This is a genomic window from Ligilactobacillus sp. LYQ60, assembly GCF_045033015.1.
In the GTDB taxonomy this organism is placed as follows: Bacteria; Bacillota; Bacilli; order Lactobacillales; family Lactobacillaceae; genus Ligilactobacillus.
Genome location: NZ_JBJFZV010000002.1, coordinates 88290 through 108953 on the forward strand (window position 1 = coordinate 88290; position 20664 = coordinate 108953).

The 20664-nt window shown below is 40.8% G+C and carries 17 protein-coding genes; 4 read left to right on the forward strand and 13 right to left on the reverse strand.

The window, feature by feature from the left end; genetic code table 11:
- Positions 1-5: 5 nt before the first annotated feature.
- The 4 genes from ACI3EZ_RS03325 to glf all read right to left on the reverse strand — a co-directional run bounded on the left by ACI3EZ_RS03325 (position 6) and on the right by glf (position 3973).
- Positions 6-1214: a hypothetical protein gene (locus ACI3EZ_RS03325; RefSeq protein WP_405025514.1), complete on the reverse strand. Its 1209-nt coding sequence runs from the start codon at positions 1212-1214 to the stop codon at positions 6-8.
- Positions 1215-1293: 79 nt separating this feature from the next.
- Positions 1294-2109: a DUF4422 domain-containing protein gene (locus tag ACI3EZ_RS03330; protein ID WP_405025515.1), complete on the reverse strand. Its 816-nt coding sequence runs from the start codon at positions 2107-2109 to the stop codon at positions 1294-1296.
- Positions 2109-2753: a sugar transferase gene (locus tag ACI3EZ_RS03335; protein WP_405025516.1), complete on the reverse strand. Its 645-nt coding sequence runs from the start codon at positions 2751-2753 to the stop codon at positions 2109-2111. The genes ACI3EZ_RS03330 and ACI3EZ_RS03335 overlap by 1 nt, the downstream gene beginning before the upstream one ends.
- 104 nt (positions 2754-2857) lie before the next feature.
- The gene (gene glf, locus ACI3EZ_RS03340; protein ID WP_405025517.1) at positions 2858-3973 is read right to left on the reverse strand and encodes a UDP-galactopyranose mutase; all 1116 of its coding nucleotides are present in this window, start codon (positions 3971-3973) and stop codon (positions 2858-2860) included.
- Positions 3974-4145: 172 nt separating this feature from the next.
- Between glf and ACI3EZ_RS03345 the strand changes: the two genes are divergently transcribed.
- From ACI3EZ_RS03345 to ACI3EZ_RS03360, 4 genes are all read left to right on the forward strand, one after another.
- The gene (locus ACI3EZ_RS03345) at positions 4146-4886 is read left to right on the forward strand and encodes a glycosyltransferase family 2 protein (RefSeq protein ID WP_405025518.1); all 741 of its coding nucleotides are present in this window, start codon (positions 4146-4148) and stop codon (positions 4884-4886) included.
- 10 nt (positions 4887-4896) lie between these two features.
- Positions 4897-6387: a hypothetical protein gene (locus ACI3EZ_RS03350; RefSeq protein ID WP_405025519.1), complete on the forward strand. Its 1491-nt coding sequence runs from the start codon at positions 4897-4899 to the stop codon at positions 6385-6387.
- 21 nt (positions 6388-6408) lie between these two features.
- Entirely contained in the window at positions 6409-6831 is a 423-nt protein-coding gene (locus tag ACI3EZ_RS03355; RefSeq protein ID WP_405025520.1) for a GtrA family protein, read from the forward strand.
- Positions 6832-7088: 257 nt separating this feature from the next.
- Positions 7089-8111 (forward strand): galactofuranosyltransferase, encoded by a 1023-nt coding sequence (locus tag ACI3EZ_RS03360; RefSeq protein WP_405025521.1) that lies wholly within the window; start codon positions 7089-7091, stop codon positions 8109-8111.
- Positions 8112-8265: 154 nt separating this feature from the next.
- On the opposite strand, the gene ACI3EZ_RS03365 is transcribed toward ACI3EZ_RS03360, so the two are convergent.
- The 9 genes from ACI3EZ_RS03365 to ACI3EZ_RS03405 all read right to left on the reverse strand — a co-directional run bounded on the left by ACI3EZ_RS03365 (position 8266) and on the right by ACI3EZ_RS03405 (position 20637).
- On the reverse strand, positions 8266-10212 hold the full coding sequence (locus ACI3EZ_RS03365) for a fructose-specific PTS transporter subunit EIIC (RefSeq protein WP_405025522.1): 1947 nt from the start codon (positions 10210-10212) through the stop codon (positions 8266-8268).
- 18 nt (positions 10213-10230) lie between these two features.
- Positions 10231-11145: a 1-phosphofructokinase gene (pfkB, locus tag ACI3EZ_RS03370; RefSeq protein WP_405025523.1), complete on the reverse strand. Its 915-nt coding sequence runs from the start codon at positions 11143-11145 to the stop codon at positions 10231-10233.
- The gene (locus ACI3EZ_RS03375) at positions 11142-11897 is read right to left on the reverse strand and encodes a DeoR/GlpR family DNA-binding transcription regulator (protein ID WP_405025567.1); all 756 of its coding nucleotides are present in this window, start codon (positions 11895-11897) and stop codon (positions 11142-11144) included. The genes pfkB and ACI3EZ_RS03375 overlap by 4 nt, the downstream gene beginning before the upstream one ends.
- 230 nt (positions 11898-12127) lie before the next feature.
- Entirely contained in the window at positions 12128-13177 is a 1050-nt protein-coding gene (locus ACI3EZ_RS03380; protein ID WP_405025524.1) for a beta-1,6-galactofuranosyltransferase, read from the reverse strand.
- A gap of 90 nt (positions 13178-13267) precedes the next feature.
- A complete protein-coding gene (locus ACI3EZ_RS03385; RefSeq protein WP_405025525.1) occupies positions 13268-13720 on the reverse strand; it encodes a GtrA family protein in 453 nt (150 codons plus the stop codon).
- 49 nt (positions 13721-13769) lie between these two features.
- A complete protein-coding gene (locus ACI3EZ_RS03390) occupies positions 13770-14591 on the reverse strand; it encodes a DUF4422 domain-containing protein (RefSeq protein WP_405025526.1) in 822 nt (273 codons plus the stop codon).
- Positions 14591-15658, reverse strand: a complete 1068-nt coding sequence (locus ACI3EZ_RS03395) for a glycosyltransferase (protein ID WP_405025527.1) — start codon at positions 15656-15658, stop codon at positions 14591-14593. The genes ACI3EZ_RS03390 and ACI3EZ_RS03395 overlap by 1 nt, the downstream gene beginning before the upstream one ends.
- Before the next feature lie 26 nt (positions 15659-15684).
- The gene (locus ACI3EZ_RS03400) at positions 15685-17304 is read right to left on the reverse strand and encodes a hypothetical protein (protein ID WP_405025528.1); all 1620 of its coding nucleotides are present in this window, start codon (positions 17302-17304) and stop codon (positions 15685-15687) included.
- Between the two features lie 729 nt (positions 17305-18033).
- Positions 18034-20637, reverse strand: a complete 2604-nt coding sequence (locus ACI3EZ_RS03405; protein WP_405025529.1) for a YfhO family protein — start codon at positions 20635-20637, stop codon at positions 18034-18036.
- Positions 20638-20664 lie beyond the last annotated feature (27 nt).

The following is a 20664-nucleotide window of genomic DNA, read 5'->3' on the forward strand; positions in this document are numbered from 1 at the left end:
ATTTCCTATTCTTTATTAGTCACTAAATTCTGTTTGTTTACCGTAAAGTATGTGATATTTGCCATCGTTACTAAGAAAATAAAATCAAATGACAACTCCGGTAAGTGCTGATCGATAATCGAACTGATAACCGTTAAGAACATTACAATCACTAACGGATAAGCTTGCGCCTTAACTAACCGCTTCGTCACAAAAGTAATTAATACCAATAACAGCATAAACGTCACTGCCCCATTTTTCAAAAGGGCAATTAGGTAACTCGAATCAATAAAGAAGTAATGAACGATGTGTGGATGAAAGCCACCGTTTCCCTGCTCGGCAATGTACTGACCAAAAAGGTTAACGGAATAATTTTTAAACGCAACGTGTCCTTCAACGAGCCGCCCAGATAATAAATGATTAACAGCGGCTAATACCCGATTATTAGGATTAAACATTACCGACATCAAAAAAATGCTTAATATTCCAAGGCTTTGAATTATAAGTAATCCCCGACTGCCTAGCCAGTTAATTAATTGAACGGTTTGTTTGTAGAAGACAACTGTTCCTAACAATATTAACATCAGTAGAATATCCAGCCGTGCTCCCGTAACAATCCCTGTCCATAAAATAACCACAAATAATGAAATTTTTTCAGGTACAGTCACTTGAAAACGACGTAAGACAACATAGGCCATGCATAAGTAGAAAACTCGCGCAGCAAAATCCGTTGTATAAATCATTCCCATTGCAAACCGCAGATTTGTTCCTATTCCCCGAGTAACGGTCACGTTCGGAAAAATTCCCAGAATAGCACCAACAACCGAAACCAATAACAGAATTCCAACTGTTCCTAAAAAGACCTGGATAATCTTTTTAAAATCGATTTTTCGCGCGGCGTAAATGAAGATTAAGTACGCAATAAATGTATTTGTGCGTGCAAACCGACTCCCCACCCACACAATGATCGCTGTCGTTATGAATAATGCAGGTTCTTTCCAATCATCAAAACAATCAAAAAATACTACCTTTAGTAGTGCACAAACCATTAATAACTTTTCTGCATCATAAAAGGCTCCCCACACCGCCTGTTGGTGAAAGTGGGCGAACCACAACGAACCAGATAAAAACTGGACTATCAAAAAAGCCGCCAAGACAAAGAGATAAACTTTTTCACCTACTTGTCGGTGACGTTCCGCAAACCGCTCCCGATGATCCATTAACCGTGTAAACACAATTACATCCTCCTAACACAAATCGGGGATTGTAAGCTTACCACCTACAACCCCCATTCAATCAATATTCACATTAATTTCATTTATCACGTTGGTCTTTATTAGCCAACGCCGAGTGATTATCATAATCTGGCTTAACCGTCCGCCAAAAGAACTTGACCAGCTTCCGCCCCCAGTGTTGGTTTCCCATAAACATTACCGGAAGTTCTCGGTAATGAATATGGTTCTTATTAACCCACACGTCAAGTAACAGTTCACTGATGAAGCCGAAAATTCGTTGCTCATATTGGTTATAGTCTGAAATATCCACCCGCTGCTCAACAGTTGTTAACACGTCCATCAACCAGTCAGTATACGCCTCAAAGAGTGCTCCCCGGGTAATCAACATGTTAAACATGTGGCCCTTCTTTTCTTGCATATGCTGGTCAAAGAACGGCACATAATCAGGATACTTTTCTTGAAGGACTTGTCTGGTAACAACTAATCCTTCAATATGGTGGGCTTTTTGATAATGCTGCCACATATTTTCAATGTAATAATTTCGTTTGCGAGGGAGAATCATATCAGTTTCCCTCATTAAGTGCATTAACGTCGGGGTGTCTAAAACATGCTGCCACTTTTGGTTAACGGAACTAAAGAAGTACGTTCGCCCCGTTGAAAATAATCGCCGGTAATGAACCAACCCTTTAATATCCGCTTGCCGGTTATACGCCCCCCAGTACTGTGCGGTTAACTCACAGTACGATGCATTTTTATCAGCAATATTATCTCCCGTATTATCCCGCTGAAAGCCTTGAAAAGACTGACCGGCATTTCCAACCTGAACTGGCACATACACCGGATCTTCGGGCATCCGTGCTCGCTTATGGCTAACAACATAAATCTCCACTTTCACTACGCTGCCCCCTCACCGTTTAGGACCGCCGAAAACGTCTTAAACAGGATTTTAATATCTAACCAAATACCTTGGTGATCAACGTAGTAGGCGTCGTAGTACATCCGTTGCTTGAATGTTAAATTATTCCGCCCTGATGCTTGCCACATCCCAGTTAATCCCGGAAGAACTGATTCATATTTTGCCCGTTGTTTAGGGCCGTACTGTTCAAGCTCAACTTCTGTAATTGGCCGGGGGCCCACAAAGCTCATCTGACCAATTAGAATATTCCACAACTGCGGTAACTCATCGAGGCTAGAATTCCGGAGAAAATTACCAATTCGGGTAATCCGCGGGTCATCTTTCAATTTATGGTACTTTGCAAATTCTGCCCGCTGCTCAGGAGTAAAACGAATCATCATTTCGGCGGAGTCAATCCGCATGGACCGGAACTTCAAACAGTCAAACGGCTGCCCTCCTTTCCCAATTCGCCGGTGCCGGTATAGTACCGGACCGTGATCCTCATGATGAATCAATAATGCTACTATCAGAAAAACCGGGCTTAATAATACCAACATCAATGCACTGACAATAATGTCAAAACAACGCTTCATAACCCGATAAATAACGGATGGTCGGTGTTGGCGCGTTTTCCCATTTCCCATCTTCAAAATCTCCATCTTAAACTAACGTGTAAACCGTGAACCTTCATTTTAGTCCACGGTCATACACCCTATTATATCAAGCAAATGGCACTCCGCCAACCAGCTTATTCACCAAACTCCCGAACAACCGTCTCTAACGCCGCCGCCAAAACTTGATCCATATTGTAGTACCGGTACTGCCCAAGCCGGCCACCAAAGATTACGTTTTCTGCTCCCTTAGCCGCTAATTCCTGATACTGCTTGTATAATGCGTTGTTTTGGTCGTCATTAACCGGGTAGTACGGCTCATCGCCCCGTTGCCAGTCATGCGGATATTCACGGGTAATCACGGTCTTCCCTTTATCCCCTGCGCCAAATTCAAAGTGCTTGTGTTCAATAATCCGCGTGTATGGGGTTTCGGCGTCCGTGTAGTTGACTACCGCGTTTCCTTGATGATTATCCTCATCCAAAACTTCCGTCTCAAACCGCAGGCTTCGGTATTCCAATTCACCTAACCGGTAATCAAAGAACTGGTCAATCATCCCGGTAAAGACAACCCGGTCGTAATCACGGAGGTACTCACCCCGTTTATCAAAGAAATCAACGCCCGTTTCAACGCTAATCCGATCATCCGCCAGCATTTTCTCAACAATCTGGGTATACCCGCCAACCGGAATTCCCTGGTAGGTATCATTAAAGTAGTTGTTATCGTACGTGAACCGGACCGGCAGTCGCTTAATGATGAACGGCGGTAATTCGGTCGCCTTCCGCCCCCACTGTTTTTCGGTATAACCCTTTACCAGTTTTTGGTAGATATCAGTTCCTATTAGGGAAATCGCCTGCTCCTCAAGGTTCTCAGGCGTTTTCCCCTTCAAAACGGCCCGCTGTTCCTCGATTTTAGTTTGCGCTTCCTTGGGGGTTACCACTCCCCATAATTTATTAAAGGTGTTCATATTAAACGGCATGTTGTAAATTTCACCGTTATAATTAGCAATCGGCGCGTTAGTATAACGATTAAATTCTGCAAACTGGTTAACATACTTCCAAATTTGCTTGTTTGATGTATGAAAGATGTGTGCCCCGTACTGGTGAACGTTAATGCCTACAATCTTCTTTGTATAGATGTTTCCCGCGATGTGATCCCGCTTTTCGATTACGTGCACTTCATGCCCCCGCTTGGCTGCCTCATAAGCAAACGTTGCGCCAAAAAGGCCGGCACCAACAACTAGATACTTGGTCATTATTATCCCTCCATAATCATGGTCATGCTACCATACTACCACGTTCTTCTCCTGAACTCATAAACTGCTATTATCTTCTGTGTATCATGACATCTCATTTCCCATGTAGTAGAATTACTAGCGGTTAGCATTTTTTGCCACATATTATACATTTAATTGGGAGACATTATTCATGAAGCACGACAATCTATATATTATTATTCCAGCATACAATGAATCAGCTACCATTACTGCTGTTGTCGATGAGTGGTATCAGGTGATTAAAAGTACAAATAATACCGATAGTCGACTTGTTATCATTAATGACGGGAGCAAAGATAATACTCTCCAAATTCTTCAGCAGGCTGCTACTACCCGTCCCCAACTTACGGTTCTCGATAAACCGAATGGTGGCCATGGTAGTACCGTCCTATACGGTTATGAATATGCCTTAAAACACAACGCTGATTTTATTTTTCAAACAGATTCGGACGGGCAAACACTAGCATCTGAATTTCCCCAGTTATGGGATCAGCGGCATAACTTTGATGTTCAATTCGGATTCCGTAAAAAACGGGAAGACGGAGTTGCTCGGTGGGTTGTTACTAAAACGCTTCGAATGATTATCTACTCGATTTTCCACACGTGGGTAACTGACGCCAATACCCCATACCGCTTAATACGCGCTAATGTTCTGCGCGAAGCAATTAAATACGTTCCACTTAACTATAACCTTCCTAATGTTATCCTTAGCGTCTACTTTATCAAGTTTCACTTTAAATATCGCTTTGTTCGCATCACTTTCCGTCCTCGTCAGGGAGGCGTTAACAGTATCAATATCAAGAGTATTTCCAAAATTGGAGCAAATGCACTGAGTGATTTTTATAATATTAAAAAACACATTGATAACAACGAACCTTATAACGAATACTAGGTGATTTACAATGAGAAACATGAACTTTCTTAAATGTGCCAATTTCTGTTATCTTTATCTTCCTGTTGTCTTATTCTTTATTTTTTGGCTCAAACCGTTTATTGCTATCCCGCTAGTCGTTATTACGCTTGTTCTGTTCCTTTCACTTTTCAAAATTCAAAATAATAAGCACTTTTCCTCTCCGCTCTTCTGGTGGATATTATTAATTACTTTTATTCTCATTATCTATTGGTGTGCTTCTGCGGGGTTAGGTGGGTTCGCTAGCCAATCATTTGACTGGCAAAAACACAACGTGCTCCTACAAGATTTAATTAATAAACCATGGCCAGTTCACTATCGCTATAACGGTCAAAATGGTGTATTAGCCTACTATATTGGTTTCTATATTATTCCGGCGCTCGCTGGTAAATTATTAGGTTTTAATTTTGCGCAGGATACAATGTTAATCTGGGCAACGATTGGTATAGCTCTTATCGTTATTAATTTATACTATTTGTATGGGCATAAACGACCACTTCGGCTTCTTACTATTTTATTTGGATTAGCATCTTTCGGTACGTTCATCTATCTCATTTACGGAATTTTTCGTGCATGGGCGCCCTTAGACACAAGTACCCTGCTTTCCGTTCTTGGAGAATGGTTTAGTAACGGATTAAAAGTCCAATATACTTCTAATACGACACAGTTAGTGTACGTTTTTACTCAAATGATTCCTGCAGGTCTATGTACTGTCCTTTTCATTAAAGATCATAATCCCTCTTGGTGGGGAATAATTTGTGCACCGTTAATCCTATATTCAACCTTCACTTTTATTGGTATCATTTGTCTTGCTGTTCTTACCCTTGGATATGATATTGTTATTAAGTTAATCAATAAACAGTATCACGGAATACTAAGATTGTTTAGGGATGTTTTTAGCCTACGCAACATTCTTGCAGCTACAATAGCGCTTGGATTAATTGCTTACATCGGATGTAACATCACTCAACCTAAACCAGCTGTGGCTAGTATGATGTTTACCACTACCCCCTGGCAAACACATTTTCCTGCGTTCGTCGCCATTCAAGTTTCGTGGTTAATTTGGTTTGTAATTCTACTTCGCCGCGAGAAAACCAATCCACTATTGTATGCCTCCGGAATTATCCTTTTCGTACTACCGTTCTTCCGCTTTGGTAGTGCTAATGATTTCTGTATGCGGGTAAGTATTCCTGCGCTTTTTGTTCTTAATTATCTCGTAATTAAGAACATCATTGATGGTTGGCATAGTGACCGCTTCTATGCACTTATCTTAACGGGAATGTTGATTTTTACTGGAATGGGGCCGTGGGCTCAGCTACACTCGCCAATTCCTAATATAGTTACTCATACTAGAAGTTATAATATGCCATTCCATACAGGCAACGCATTTTTCAAGGCTAGTCCTGGAGGTGCTGATATTAGATATCAATATGTTGATTGGCATGCCAACAGAGGACTTGCAAAGTATATTTTTAAAAAATAATAACCACAATAAGGAGCAATTATGATGGTTCATCTTTTTAAGAAATATAAACGGATTATTGCCTACCTCTTTTGGGGTGTTGTTACAACAGTAGTTAATATTCTTTCTTTTCAGGTACTACACGGTAATCTAAAAATCAATTACGTTATCGCTAATATCATTGCATGGATTTTAGCGGTCCTTGTTGCATTCTTCTCTAACAAAGTTTGGGTTTTTGGGTCTCATTACACAACCGTTCGAAACTTTATTAGTGAATTTTTAAAATTTTGCTTTTATCGCTTATTAACCCTTGTTATTGATATGTTGATTATGTTTGTTGGAATTTCATTGATAAAGATTCACGGCACACTTAATCTAATGCTTTTGAAACTCATTGATAATATCATTGTGACGATTACAAACTATGTTTTCTCAAAATGGTTAATCTTTGTTGAATTAAATTAGTGACACAATTTCTTAACTTTGGCACATTTTTATTGCAATGCAGGTCAAGTGTAACCTTTTTTAAATCATTTCGACAACGAATCTATTCTGGTTCGTTGTTTTTAGATTATGAAGGCTTTCCTTCAACAAAATTTAATATGCATTGCATTTAACTATTACGTAGTAATCAGCCCTTTACTGTAATAGAATAATGAAGAGCAACCTATATAACGTATTAGTATTACTTAATTAATCAATCCTATGGAGGATAATCACTTATGGTCAAATTACTTGTCACTATCCAAGAACAAGCTAACCAAAAAAACACCGCTGGCCCCAAGGCAAAAGATGACATTATTACGATTGCCCAAAGTATGGGCTACGAATCGCTCCTTATTGCTAATCCTCAGGGTAAACGAGCACGTTTAAATTACCTTTATAAAGCCATTACGGGGCAGTTAAAAAACGTTTACCAACGTCATCCGGATCAAATCATTTTTCAATATTCCGGATATAACCGGTTTACTAGCTACATTGCTCTCCATGAACTCAGAAAATACAATAAGCACGTTCCGTTTTATCTATTTGTTCATGATGTTAAAACCCTTCGGACAAATACTCCGGATAACCTAAACGCTGGTAATTTCAGCCGCAATGAAATTAAGTTATTCAATCGCTACGCCGGTTTAATTGTCCATAACGATCAAATGAAAGCATGGCTTCGTGACCACGGGGTAATCGTCCCGATGATTTCACTGGGAATTTTTGATTATCTTAATCCCCAACCGATTAACCAAATGACTAATTTCGATAAGAACGTCAACTTCGCGGGGAACCTCTATAAACCTGTTTTTTTAACAAAGCTTTCTACTAAAACAAAGTTTGTTGTTTACGGAATTAATCCTCTTAAATACGGCTCGTCAGTCGATTATCACGGAAGTAAAACGCCAACTGAAATTCCCCAATTTTTAACGGAAAACTTTGGACTTGTATGGGATGGCGACTCACTTGATGAGTGTTCAGGCATTGACGGCAATTATATGCGCTATAACAACCCGCATAAAACGTCACTATATCTTAGTTCCGGAATTCCGGTGATTACGTGGCGGAAGGCAGCGATTGCTGACTTTATTATAACCAATCATGTAGGAGTTGTTGTTGATAGTCTGAGAGATATCGATAACATTCTCGCCAATGTGACAAAGGAACAGTACACTCATATGAAGCAAAATGCAGAGCAGCTAGCCGAACGCCTCCGCAATGGTTACTACACTAAAAAAGCTTTATCCCAACTTAAATAATTACAGTGCATTAAATTAATAAGCGAGCTAAATAGGAGTTTTTTTATCCCCATTTAGTTCGTTTGTTTTATGCTGGTTCATTCTAAAACGATAAGAGGCTGCGCCTTAACGGCGCAGCCTCTTTACTATTGTTTATTTATTAATTAGCTAACACTTATTTTTCCGTTACCGTCTTCTTAATCAGTCCCATTATTACCCCGGCAATAATTGAACCGATGATGGTGGCAACAATGTACATCAGCCAGTGCGTTGCCAGCGGTGTTACCCACAAACCACCGTGTGGTGCCGGCACACTAACGTGGAAGAGTCCAACCAACGCACCCCCAACAGCTGACCCAACAATGCAAGCTGGGATTACCCGGAGTGGATCCGCCGTTGCAAACGGGATGGCTCCTTCGGTAATGAAGGAGAACCCAAGAACCCAATTGGTTACCCCGGCTTCCCGTTCACTCTTCGTAAACTTATGCTTGAACAGGATTGTTCCAATGGCGGTTGCAAATGGTGGAACCATTCCCCCAACCATTACGGCAGCCATTAGAATTGCGGCCGTTACGGAATGCGGGTTATTAGCAAAGGCTCCCGAAGCAAAGACGTAAGCCGCCTTGTTGAACGGGCCGCCCATATCGATGGACATCATCCCGGCAAGAATTGCCGTCAAAATTACCAGGTTTCCGGTCCCCATGTGGTTTAAGAACCGCGTAATGTACAGGTTAATCGTTGAAAAGATTGGGTTGATAATGAAGAACATAATCAACGCAATAATCAACAACCCTAAAATTGGATAGATTAACATCGGCTTCATCCCATCGAGGGAGTGCGGTAACTTAGCAAAGAGCTTCTTTAGCCCCAGCATAACGTATCCGGCAATGAACCCAGCAGCAATTCCGCCTAAGAACCCTGCGGCGGAACCAGCAGAATGCTGAACGTTTGCGATATACGCCCCGCCAAAGGAGCCCTTGTAAACCATCGCCATGAAACCACCAACAAACCCAGGCATTAGCGCTGGTTGATCCCCAATCGCCTCAGCAATGTATGCTGCTAAAACCGGAACCATAAACGCAAATGCCATGTTCCCGGCGTTATTCAGGAAAATAAACGCCAATGAATGCGGACCCCCAAAGTAGTTTTCCACCACAAAGGAAAGGGCCATTAAAATCCCACCGCCAATAACGAACGGTAACATGTGGGAAATCCCGTTCATTAACTGCTTATAAATGTTACTCCAAACGGAACCTGAAGCAACTTCCTGTTCTTCCCCTTCATCAGCACCATCAGCATGGTATACCGGGGCCTTTCCATCAAGAACCTCCTGGAGCAGTTTTTCTGGTTCCTTAATTCCAGCAGTAACTGGTTGGTTTACCAGGTGCTTGCCGTCAAAACGGGCCATCTTGACCTTCTTGTCAGCCGCAATTACCACCCCGGCGGCCTTCTTGATTTCGTCAGCGGTTAACAGGTGCTTAACCCCTTCAGAACCGTTTGTCTCCACCTTAATGTCAACGCCCAGCTTTTCAGCCGCCTTCTCAAGATTTTCCTCTGCCATGTAGGTGTGTGCAATCCCGTTCGGACATGCGGTCACCGCAACGATGTACGGCTTGTCCCCACTTGGAGCTGTTTGGGCATCCTTCTTTGCTTCTTCAGCCTGCTTTTCAGCAACGGCCTTCGTAAAAATCGCCTGAACATCATCCGGCGTATTTGCTTCCTTAAGGGCGGTAACAACATCCGGGTTCATTAACACCTTAGAAAGGGCCGCTAACGCAGCCAGGTGCGTATTATCCGCCCCTTCAGGAGCCGCAATCATGAAGAACAGGTGGGCCGGCTGCCCATCCATTGAATCATAGTCAACGCCTGCTTTACTCCGGGCAAACATTACCGCTGCCTTTTTAACAGCCTTATCGTGGGCGTGGGGAATTGCAATCCCATCGCCCATTCCCGTTGAACCCTCAGCTTCCCGCTTAAGGATATCCTGCTTATACAGTTTTTCATCGTCAATGATGCCCTTTTCGTAGTAGTGGTGCACCATTTCATCAATGACCCCGGCCTTAGTTGTAGCCTTAAGGTCCATAATCATGATGTCCTTCATCAGGAGTTCACGAATATCCATATCAACACTTCCTATCTATTATTTGTACTCATTAATTTCAATCTGCGGAAGAATTTCATCAATCTTCGCGCGGGTTGCCAAATCTTCAGAGAACGCTGTTGCTGAACCGCATGCCAATCCGTACCGGAAAGCTTCCAGTGGATCATTCGTTGCGGCAAACGTCCCTACAAAACCGCCAATCATCGAATCCCCGGCACCAACGGAATTAATCACCGTTCCTTTCGGGGCTAAGCTCCGGTAGACCTTATCCGGGGTAATCATTAATCCGCCGTCGCCAGCCATCGAAACCAAAACGTGTTGGGCCCCCATCGTTAACAGCTTGCGGCCAGCTGCTACGATATCGGCTAACCCGTTGAAGGTGGTATGGAACAGGTCGGCTAACTCGTGGTTATTGGGCTTAACAAGTAATGGGTGCTCCGGTAAAGTCTTCAGCAGGCTCTCACCCGTTGTATCAATTACAAACTGCGCCCCTTGTTGCCGGATCATCTTAATCAGGTCAAAGTAGAACCCAGAATCAAGGTTGGGCGCTAAGCTGCCCGCAAAAATCACGGTATCATCCGCTGTAAGGTGACTGAGTTGCTCCTTAAAGTTAGCAACTTCGGCATCACTAACGTGCGGCCCCCGCCCATTGATTTCAGTTTCCTGTTGGGCATGAATCTTAACGTTAATTCGCGTATCCTGCGCAATCGGCGTAAAATCCGTTTTCAACCCATCATGTTCGAGAGCCTCGCGAACAATCTCACCGGTCTTCCCGCCAAGAAAGCCAAGCGCCACGCTGTCATGACCCAACTCCCGCAGAATCCGGGAAACGTTAATTCCCTTTCCCCCGGGGAGTTTGTTATCGTAATCCATCCGGTTAACCTCGCCCAGCGTTAACTCTTTTAATTGAACAATATAATCAATCGATGGGTTTACGGTTACTGTGTATATCATTCTCTAACCTCCCGCACCGTTGCCACCTGGTGGTAACGATCACTAATTACCGGTGGTAAAGTGCTTGTAATAAGTATCCCCAAGTCACAATCGCCAAAGCGCACAAACGCAGTTTGATCAAACTTTGATGCGTCGGCTAAAACAAAAACCTGCTCCGCTTGCGCCGCAGCGGCCTGCTTCAGCACCGCTTCCTCTGGGCTTGGCGTGGTTAACCCCGCTGTCGGGTGAACTCCGTTCGTTCCGAGAAAAACCCGGTTGAACCGATACTGTTTAAGAGCCCGAACCGCCGTGGTTCCAACAATCGCCTTCGTCGTATTCCGTAATACCCCACCGAGGAGCAACGTTCGAATTCCTTGATCGGCAAGAAACGAGGCGTGAAGCACGCCGTTTGTTACCACGGTTAGGTTAGCCGTCGGATCAAGCAGTTCAATCATTGCTAGCGTTGTGGTTCCAGCATCTAGATATATGGTATCCCCTGGGTGAACGTTTTTGACCGCTTCTTTAGCAATTGCCATTTTCGCAGGGCCGTTCAAGCGTAATTTCCCCGGCATATCCGGTTCACGTTGCAGTTCTTGACTGAGCTTAGCCCCACCATGAACCCGCACGAGTTTCCCGGCATCTTCCAGTTGTTGTAAGTCACGCCGCGCTGATGATTCGGAACAATTTGTTGCCTGACAAATATCCTGCAACGAAACAATGCTCTGCGTCTGCAAAAGAGCAAGAATTTGTTGTTGACGTTCCTCTGCAAGCACTTTCATTACCTCCAATTGATATATTACTACCAAAAACAATAAAAAACAATCAAATCCAGTCAATTCGATCTAATTCTTTCGCATTAAACAAATTCACAATGCACTTAAAAAATAGGCCCATGGCAAATACGATACTTTAAAGGTACTTGCTATAAACCTATTTATTTATTATTAGTGGACACAAAGGAACTAATATACACAACTCACACTAATTAATACCTCATTCAATACTAATCCTTCTTATATCCAATTTGATCAAGAATTCTCCAAATTGCTTGATCAATGAACTCACCGTTTCGAATTTGATGTGCGACCTTATTAACCTTTTCTCGCATTGTTCGATATTCTTCTAACGTTATTTTATCTAAGATGTCATCTATTTCTGTTAGATGATTAACCGTAATTCCTATATTATTTTTTATAACAAACGGTGCCAATGCCGCCTGCTTCCAAATAATTACTGGCAACCCGGTACTCAAATACAATGACACTTTATGCGGATTATTAAACCGCACATAGTTTCCCAAAGCACCTGCACAAGTATCGACCTGTGGCCCATCCCACACAAGTCCGAATCCTTGTTTTAAATATGCTGGAAGTTTCTCGGGAGAATACTTCCCACAGTACTTAATATTCCCTGTGTATTTATCAGGATTCATCCCGTATAAAAATACCGAATGCTGTGGGCTAAATCGCGTTAAAAACAATGACTTCTTCAAATTTCCGGCAAAAGCTACGGTTTTAAAATCCTTTGGCTGATCCACTATCGGTTGCGGATTATCATAATCGAATAACTGAAGATTAACAATCGGCTGATTAATCCCTTGACTACGCAGCCAAGTCTTCATTCGTTCGTTATGTGCGATAATCCCGTCCGCCTGTTTTAATATAGAAATCTCTCGATCAAAATATGCATACCGGTATCCACCAAAGGTCTGGCGTAAACTCTCAAGATCATGAATAATAAAAATAAGCTTTGCACGCGTGTACTTTCGCAACTCTTTCATGACTACTTCTATGATAAACATCGAATAGATAATTGGATACTGAAGGATAATAACATCTTCTGCTTGTAATTTTTTTATTTCCCGGGGAATGACTACTTTAGCTGCCCATAATTTACGAATTTTTTCCTTCCATCCACGGTGTTCTGGGGTAATCATCACCGGTATACTAACTGCTCTAATCCCATTAATACTTAAAAACTTAGTAATATCCTTTTTAGCCTTCTCCCCCGCGTCCATGCTCGGACCGGCAATATTAACAAGTGTTATGCTCATCGGAAGTTCCTCCTCGGTCACCTTATAGGTTCTTCATTCATATCACCGTAGACTTCGTTATTATTTAAATATCAGCGTCACAATGAATACTTATTTATCTTCTCTAAATACATAAAAGCGCTGGCCAAAGTAATTAATAACGGTAAAGAGAACTGATCCAAAGAGAAGAGAAACAACTTCTTTAATCAAACCTGAGGCTCCCGCAACCAGTGGCATTACAATTGGGCGCGCAATTCCATAAGCAATCAGGTAACATACGGCAACATTAACAACAAACCGCCACATATCTTTACTTGCATCCGTATTACTTTCAAACGTAAAGTGCTTATTGAGAATATAACTAACAATACTACCTATAACAATATTGATTGCTGATGAAGTCCAATAGTTTACTGTCTTAGAGAACCATCCTCCGTGCCTTAAAATTGCTAAACATACAAACATAGCGATCCAACCAACAAGGGTATTAACCACTCCTACAAGTGCAAACTTAAAAATTGACGATTCAAAAAAACTAATAACTGAATCAACTATTTTTCCCATTACATACATTCCTCAATTCAAAATAAGTTATCATTAACCGACGTAATTGCTACTTCTGACTAAACCGCCGCTTAATCCTTATCCGAACATCAAGGTCATCTGTGTTCTCAGCCTTTAAAACCCGCAACTCCTTCAAATGAAGGTTATTATGAAATAACCAAACATCCATTAACCGCTCGCTTAAAAAGCCAAAAACTCGTTGTTGATATGAATCGTATTGGTCAATATTAATTCGTTGTTTAACTTCAAATAAAATTGAAAATAACCATTCACAGTATTGGTCAAAATTGCTTCGTGTTGTGTACATCATATTATAATGGTGGTATCGATTTCCATGGACTACTTGATAAAATTCTTCTTCGTATTCGGGGAATCGCGAAACAATAACATCCCGCGTGACTTCTAAGTCATGAAGATAGTGTGCATTAGCATATTCTTGCCAAACCATTTCGGGAATACCATATGAAGCAGTCGCCTGATTATTAGTTACCACTGCATCATAAGTATCCAATAAATCATCTAATACCTGTGTTGGTATAATCTGCAGCTGTTTCCCCATTATTCCTGTTAAATACTCGCATACCTTTCCCCAAAAAGTTGCCGAATATTTTCCAAAGTATCGGCGATAATGTACAATCCCGACGTTGTCATTACTATGCACATTCTTCCAAATCCAATACAACCCAGTTAACTCACAGAAGCTGTCGTTTTGATTAGAAATGTTATCGCCCGTATCATCAAATAAAAATGACTCTTGCTCATTAACCGGGATATTCTTTCGACTTTTTTTTGCTCCTACTAGGAGTTTCCGATAGCCATCCCTAGGATACAATTCATTAAACTGTTTGTGTGTAATTACATAGACTGTCACTAATCATCAACTCCTGTTAATTGTTTAACCGCCTGTTCTAATCGCGCTTTATACGCGCTAAATGAATAACTTTTTATACTCTGTGAAATCTTTTCCGGCGACCATATTACTTCTTTAACCCTTTTCAGTTGTTTTGCCAACTTCAACTGATTGCCACGCGGATAGCTAAACCCGTTTAGCCCCTCTTCTACTACATCACAATAACCGACAAAATCAGCCACAATTACTGGAATTCCCCGACTAATTCCCTCAAGAAGTGTCATTGGTAATCCCTCATACCGTGAAGTTAATACCAGAGCATTGGGATGAAGTTTCTTTAAAACTTCATCCCACGGATTGGCAACCCAACCATGCCATCTTGCACAGGAACTAATTCCAACTTTTTTACTATATTGTTGGCATGCGCTTAAATCAGCTGCATCGCCGTAAAAATCGATTGTAAATTTCCCAGAATACCGCGCGAGTCCGTCCATTAATTCACGTAAATTCTTTTGATCATCCAGCTCAATTCTTCCGATATATACTAAACGCAACACATCATCGTTTTGTACCTGATTCAACTTACCATTATATTCATCGACCGCATTGTAAACCAAGGTAATTTGTTTTTCACTGATTCCCCGATTAATTAGTTGCTTTTTTATACTACTGCTAATTGCCCAATGGTTATCAGCGAATAGAATATTATCCGCGTTAAACATTTGCTGATCGTCTAACGAATAATGAATCCATGATGTTATCGTATATTGCTTATGAAAACATCGCCGCATAATATTCGCATATTTAATGAGGTTAGCAGCCAAGATTATAAAGTGATCACCCGACCGCGCACCTATGAAAAGTTTCCCAAAATAAAATGCCTTCGCGAATGAATTAGTAAAATCATTTGCTATTACACGTACCCGTGGGTTTATTTGTCCTAGCCATGCCGGATTACTGGGAGTGCTTGATAAAATAACGGTAATATCATGTTGATCAACTAAAGCATTGACTGCTTTTACTAAGGCTACTTCTGTGCCACCATTTCCACTTAATTGGGGACATATAAACGTTAAATTCGTAACCATCGCCTCCCTAGCTTATCTTGTTCACACTAATTCGATATCTTGTAATATATTACATACTTTTGACCCATCAACGTCCACTCTTTATGTGGTAAAACATGTAATTCACGATATTGATTAATATTCTGTTTTGGGACAATGTACGCTGCTGATCCCGGCTGAATAGTCTGCGGCGGGTTACCGCACCAATATTTACTTTGAATCTGACTAATCAAGTGCGGATTAGCTTCTTTAATACACTCAATGATCATCCGGTTGTCAAACGGCATACCATAATACGTTTGTACTGGTAAGCTATCTAATTTTTTCATAAATTGCTGCGCCTGTGAGAAAGAAACATACCACCCACTTACAGGTTGCCACTGAACATACTCAGTAAAGTAATATTTCGTAAACTTACCAGTAGTTACAATGACAACTAGCACAAGTACGACCTTTATTAAATTAAACAACCAACTTAAGTTACCATGGAGTCCTAAAAACCAGCCCAACCCTACTCCGGCCCAAGCTGTAATAACAAATAGAACCACCGCCCAATGCGTGAAACACGTTCGATCCGTAACAAACGCCACAATTGGTAATACACAAATTGTCATTAATAACATTAACTGAATAAACGCAGAATTACGCCAACGCCTAATTGCCACAATTATTCCCATTACAGCTAAAATAAAGGTTATAACATAAATTAATCCAAACCCCGAAATGCTAGTTGGTGTGAAACCATCATACCCAAGCATGACTTGGCGGAGACCACCAACAACATTATTAATTATGTTTAATAAAACATTTCCCTTAAACGAAATAATTGAATATCCTTGTCGCGTAACTGGCAATCGGGCAACAGAAAACCATGCCAAATTAAACGGTGGAACATGAAAAAACTGGACTAAAACATAACACCCTATGGGGAATAACAATACCGCGCTAATTACAATATTTATCAGACCATCTCGCCAACTAATCTTTTGTTTCCGCCAATACATTACAAACAGCGCAATGTATATCAATGGCAAACTGATCCACACACCAATATAACAGTACGCCAGAAGTGCAAGCAGTACGAATGTAATGTAAATATTATATTTTTTCCCTGCTAATCCCCGAAACGCAAACATAACCATTAAAATAAAAACTGGAACAACAATATTGCAATCATCTGCCCAGTGGCCGCATATTAATAGCCATTCCGCTGTGCACAACATTAACGCACAGCTAGTAACTATATTGGGGTGTACCCGACTAGCATAGAGAGTGTATATGAGAAACACTATAGCAATAACCATTAACAATGCCATTGGAAAGCGGTATGCTGCTAAATTTGCACCAAAAACCTTTAATAAAGGAGCAGCGATGTATTTATAAAGGACCGATTGCCCACCAGACGAGAGTGAATATACAGCATTGTGCATAAGATGTGAATCAATCCCATAACGGCCAATTGAAAAGCTATCATAAAAAGCGTACCCCTCGTCACCATATACATATGGCAAGCGTCCTAAGGCATGAAATTCAAATAATACAAGAAACGTTAAACTTCCGCCGATTATCAGGCTACGCCACCATCCTAACCTTCGATACATATAGGTAACTAGCCCAAGAATTATAATCATTAGGAAAATAAAACTCATTGCGCTAATAAATTTCATACATCATCACCCCATACTAATAATTAACGCCCAATTACTCTGATAACGTTCATAAATATCATTAAACCAATAATAATATAAACACTCAAAACATGACTATACGTCAGTAAAGCCACTCCTACTGCTAATAATAGCCACTTCCTTTCATTCGCAAATATAATATGATAGATTCCAAAAACAGCTAACGGGAGAAAAGTATAAGCAATAAATTCTCCTAGAACAAAGTTACACTGTCCCAGATAAACATGATATGTTCCCAAACCATAAATAACAGCAAAAAATACACTCCGTAACCGATCTTTAGATACAAAAGTAACTAATCACAAACGTAGCGAATACGAATAAACTATCCCAGACATAGTAGGCCGTAACTGGACGAAGAATAAATCGCAATAACGCTCATGAATATAGAAATACATCAGGATAAAACAGGAATTTTCCAACTCCTGTCTGTTGGAAAGTATGCGTTGCAATAAAAATAAACGGGACTTCACTTCGTCGTAAATTACGGTAAATTTCCTCCGCTCTAGAAAAATGGAAAAATCCGTCTGATTGGATACTTAATCGTAGTAAGGAAAGGAACGTAAATAATTGATAATATGGTTACAATTCCCAAAAATACTACGACTAATACGTCCTTAAATGCATTGTTTCTATCACTCTTATTTGCGTTCAACCAAATTCATTCCTCGTTCTGTCATTATTTTCCACCGATAAACTCCTTCAAAACTAACCCCTTCTCTTTTCCAGAAATTTACATTCAATTCTTAGAATAATGATTCCACTAGCTAATGCCAAAATTCCACTACAAATTTTTGGAACCCGATAAGTGAGTTGGATCTGATGCTTGCCGGATGGAATAATGAGCCCCATAAACGTTCCAAGTAATTTCTGTGACTTAACAGGATGTCCATCAACCTTTACATGCCAACCGATATCAAATGGAATTGTTAACATCACCATGCTAGTTTTCCATTGGCCATTAGTACCAAAACTAATTCGTGAGTCATTTACCCGGATATCACCAATTTTTTCTGTACATTGAGCACGAACCCGCTGAAATGCTGTTTCATTTTCAACAGTAACATCCGGAATCATTTGACAATATTCTGTCCAGGTTTCTTTTAGAGGTCGTTTAATACTAAGTTTAATGTCGATAACATCTCCACGTTTAAAACAACCAAGATTAATAACTCCGTTTTCAACATCCTGCATTGCGTATAGGTCAGAAGTGATGGATTGTCCATTACAACTAACCCGAACAACTCCGGGATCATTCTGAACGGGAATATAAAGGTATGCCTGTCCAGTATGGTTAGCAACTACATAATAGGTAATGGTATGATTACTGTTATTAATTTTGCGACCCACACGCTGCTCAGAATACATATTCACTTGACGTCCTGCAATCTTATTCCAAATATTATTTTGGACGAAAAATGGATCATTATCGATGTTATACGGCCCTGGAACGTTCACGGCCTTATCCGACACCTTAAAGGCAAGAGGAAAAGCAGTATTACTGCGATAGACTCGATTACCATCGCTATGGTGAACTTCGTTTCGATAATATGACAGTTGACGCTTGGCACCAGTTAACCGCAAGCTTTTCGCGGCATAATGAACGTAATACTTTACCCCAAGCAGGTCGTTCATCGCCCTAGTTGCGCCATTATTAAAGTTGCTCCACCGTGTCCATGAATATTTCTGATAATAACCAACCGACGAGAGAAAGTCCGTTTCAAACGTTGGTTGCTGGGAAGTATAATTAGATAACCCGTAATAATTAAACTGCAACGGGTCATTATTATTAATCCGTGCGTTAGTTCCAATCCGATAAAAATTACCTTTTTGTGGGCGAATGGTATTAATAATCTGCCCCATCTTCCGTTCCTGCATACTATAAGATGGCCATTTTAAACCGACTGTAACAGCCTGTGATGTAGCAACATAGTTTGCACTTAGAAGGTCTACACAAGCAAGACCAACTAACGCAGCGCTACTCCAACGGAAAGAATATCTAAGAAGAACTGCCCAAATTACCGTTAGGATAATGTTTACACATACTGTATGTAACTGTATAAAAGTCCCGTGCGTTGCAAAGTGAAGGATTCCCATTATGCTAATTAAAAGAGCGACACTCCAGTAAACTATTTGCGTCGGCTTAGATAAGTAGTACTGGGCAGCATAGTACGCTAAAGCAGTAAGCGCAAATACCAAGACAAAGGATTCCCGATGGTTATACCCATTTGGCATCGTAAATGCATGCCACATCATATAGGTTGTCTGAAAATGGACACTAAGCGCAAGGATAAGTAATCCAACTCCACAAATTACCTTCTCACGCCAATTAATCCGGCGCATTAAGAAAAAAGTAACAACAAGAATTACCGTAAGGGTGGTTGTAAAAAGCATCGGGATTTTATTATAAATTCCAGTTTGAGCAGCACTAATCGCACCATTAAATAACCCTAACGGCAATTGCACTAGTGGTGATAACGTTTCATTAGTAATAGTAAACGGGGCAGCACTAACTAATTTTTGCGCATGCATACTTGGAAGAAGCGTAAAGCACCCAATTAGTAATCCGGCACCGCCAGCAATTATTAAGATTACTAACCGCCTAATAACGTATTTAATGGTCGCTCGCTTAATCCACAGCTGATATGCTAACCAGCTTATCACCACGAAAACAAGAAAAACCGAAATGATATAACCCGTATAGTAGTTAGCAAGTAAGCACATCCCATAGAGAACGCCAAACCATCCTGGCTTCTCATCTTCTAATAACCGCTCCAACGCTAACATTAACAATGGTAAAAGCATGATTACATCAAACCACATAATGCAAGCGGCATTGGTAACAAAATAAGTTGATAATGCAAAACCAGTACTTAAAATTAAACGGACTGTAACTAACTTAGAAGACACGTTGCATCTGTTTAACCACTTAGAACGTACCAAATACACATTAGTAAATAACCCCGTTAATCCAGCAACCAAGAGAATGTTTAATTCATAAAATACTGGGATTAACCGAGTGGAGAATAATAACGCTAATAAATTAAGTGGCGATGCTAAATAATACGCCCAAACAGTGAAAAAGTTACCACCAAGGCCCAAACTATGGGAGTAAATCAAAGCATGCCAGTTGCACCAATTCTGCCGGAAATAGGCCATGATGGCAATATACTGGTTGACCATATCACCGTTATCGTACAACCGTTGGCCAAACGGATAAGCATGACAAACTGCAAAAAGAACCAGCATTATTAATACTGGTAAAATAAATGCGGCTATTTGGCTAGTGTGCTTTTTAACCCATTGGTTCATGAATAACTATATCCTCTCTATATCAAT

Bases quoted from the DNA above. Each gene is read 5' to 3' on its own strand.
- ACI3EZ_RS03360 (WP_405025521.1), top strand. From the start codon at position 7,089: ATGGTCAAATTACTTGTCACTATCCAAGAACAAGCTAACCAAAAAAAC.
- ACI3EZ_RS03335 (WP_405025516.1), bottom strand. From the start codon at position 2,753: ATGGGAAATGGGAAAACGCGCCAACACCGACCATCCGTTATTTATCGG.
- ACI3EZ_RS03380 (WP_405025524.1), bottom strand. From the start codon at position 13,177: ATGAGCATAACACTTGTTAATATTGCCGGTCCGAGCATGGACGCGGGG.
- ACI3EZ_RS03345 (WP_405025518.1), top strand. From the start codon at position 4,146: ATGAAGCACGACAATCTATATATTATTATTCCAGCATACAATGAATCA.
- ACI3EZ_RS03350 (WP_405025519.1), top strand. From the start codon at position 4,897: ATGAGAAACATGAACTTTCTTAAATGTGCCAATTTCTGTTATCTTTAT.
- ACI3EZ_RS03385 (WP_405025525.1), bottom strand. From the start codon at position 13,720: ATGGGAAAAATAGTTGATTCAGTTATTAGTTTTTTTGAATCGTCAATT.
- ACI3EZ_RS03400 (WP_405025528.1), bottom strand. From the start codon at position 17,304: ATGAAATTTATTAGCGCAATGAGTTTTATTTTCCTAATGATTATAATT.
- glf (WP_405025517.1), bottom strand. From the start codon at position 3,973: ATGACCAAGTATCTAGTTGTTGGTGCCGGCCTTTTTGGCGCAACGTTT.
- pfkB (WP_405025523.1), bottom strand. From the start codon at position 11,145: ATGATATACACAGTAACCGTAAACCCATCGATTGATTATATTGTTCAA.
- ACI3EZ_RS03405 (WP_405025529.1), bottom strand. From the start codon at position 20,637: ATGAACCAATGGGTTAAAAAGCACACTAGCCAAATAGCCGCATTTATT.
- ACI3EZ_RS03395 (WP_405025527.1), bottom strand. From the start codon at position 15,658: ATGGTTACGAATTTAACGTTTATATGTCCCCAATTAAGTGGAAATGGT.
- ACI3EZ_RS03355 (WP_405025520.1), top strand. From the start codon at position 6,409: ATGATGGTTCATCTTTTTAAGAAATATAAACGGATTATTGCCTACCTC.
- ACI3EZ_RS03365 (WP_405025522.1), bottom strand. From the start codon at position 10,212: ATGGATATTCGTGAACTCCTGATGAAGGACATCATGATTATGGACCTT.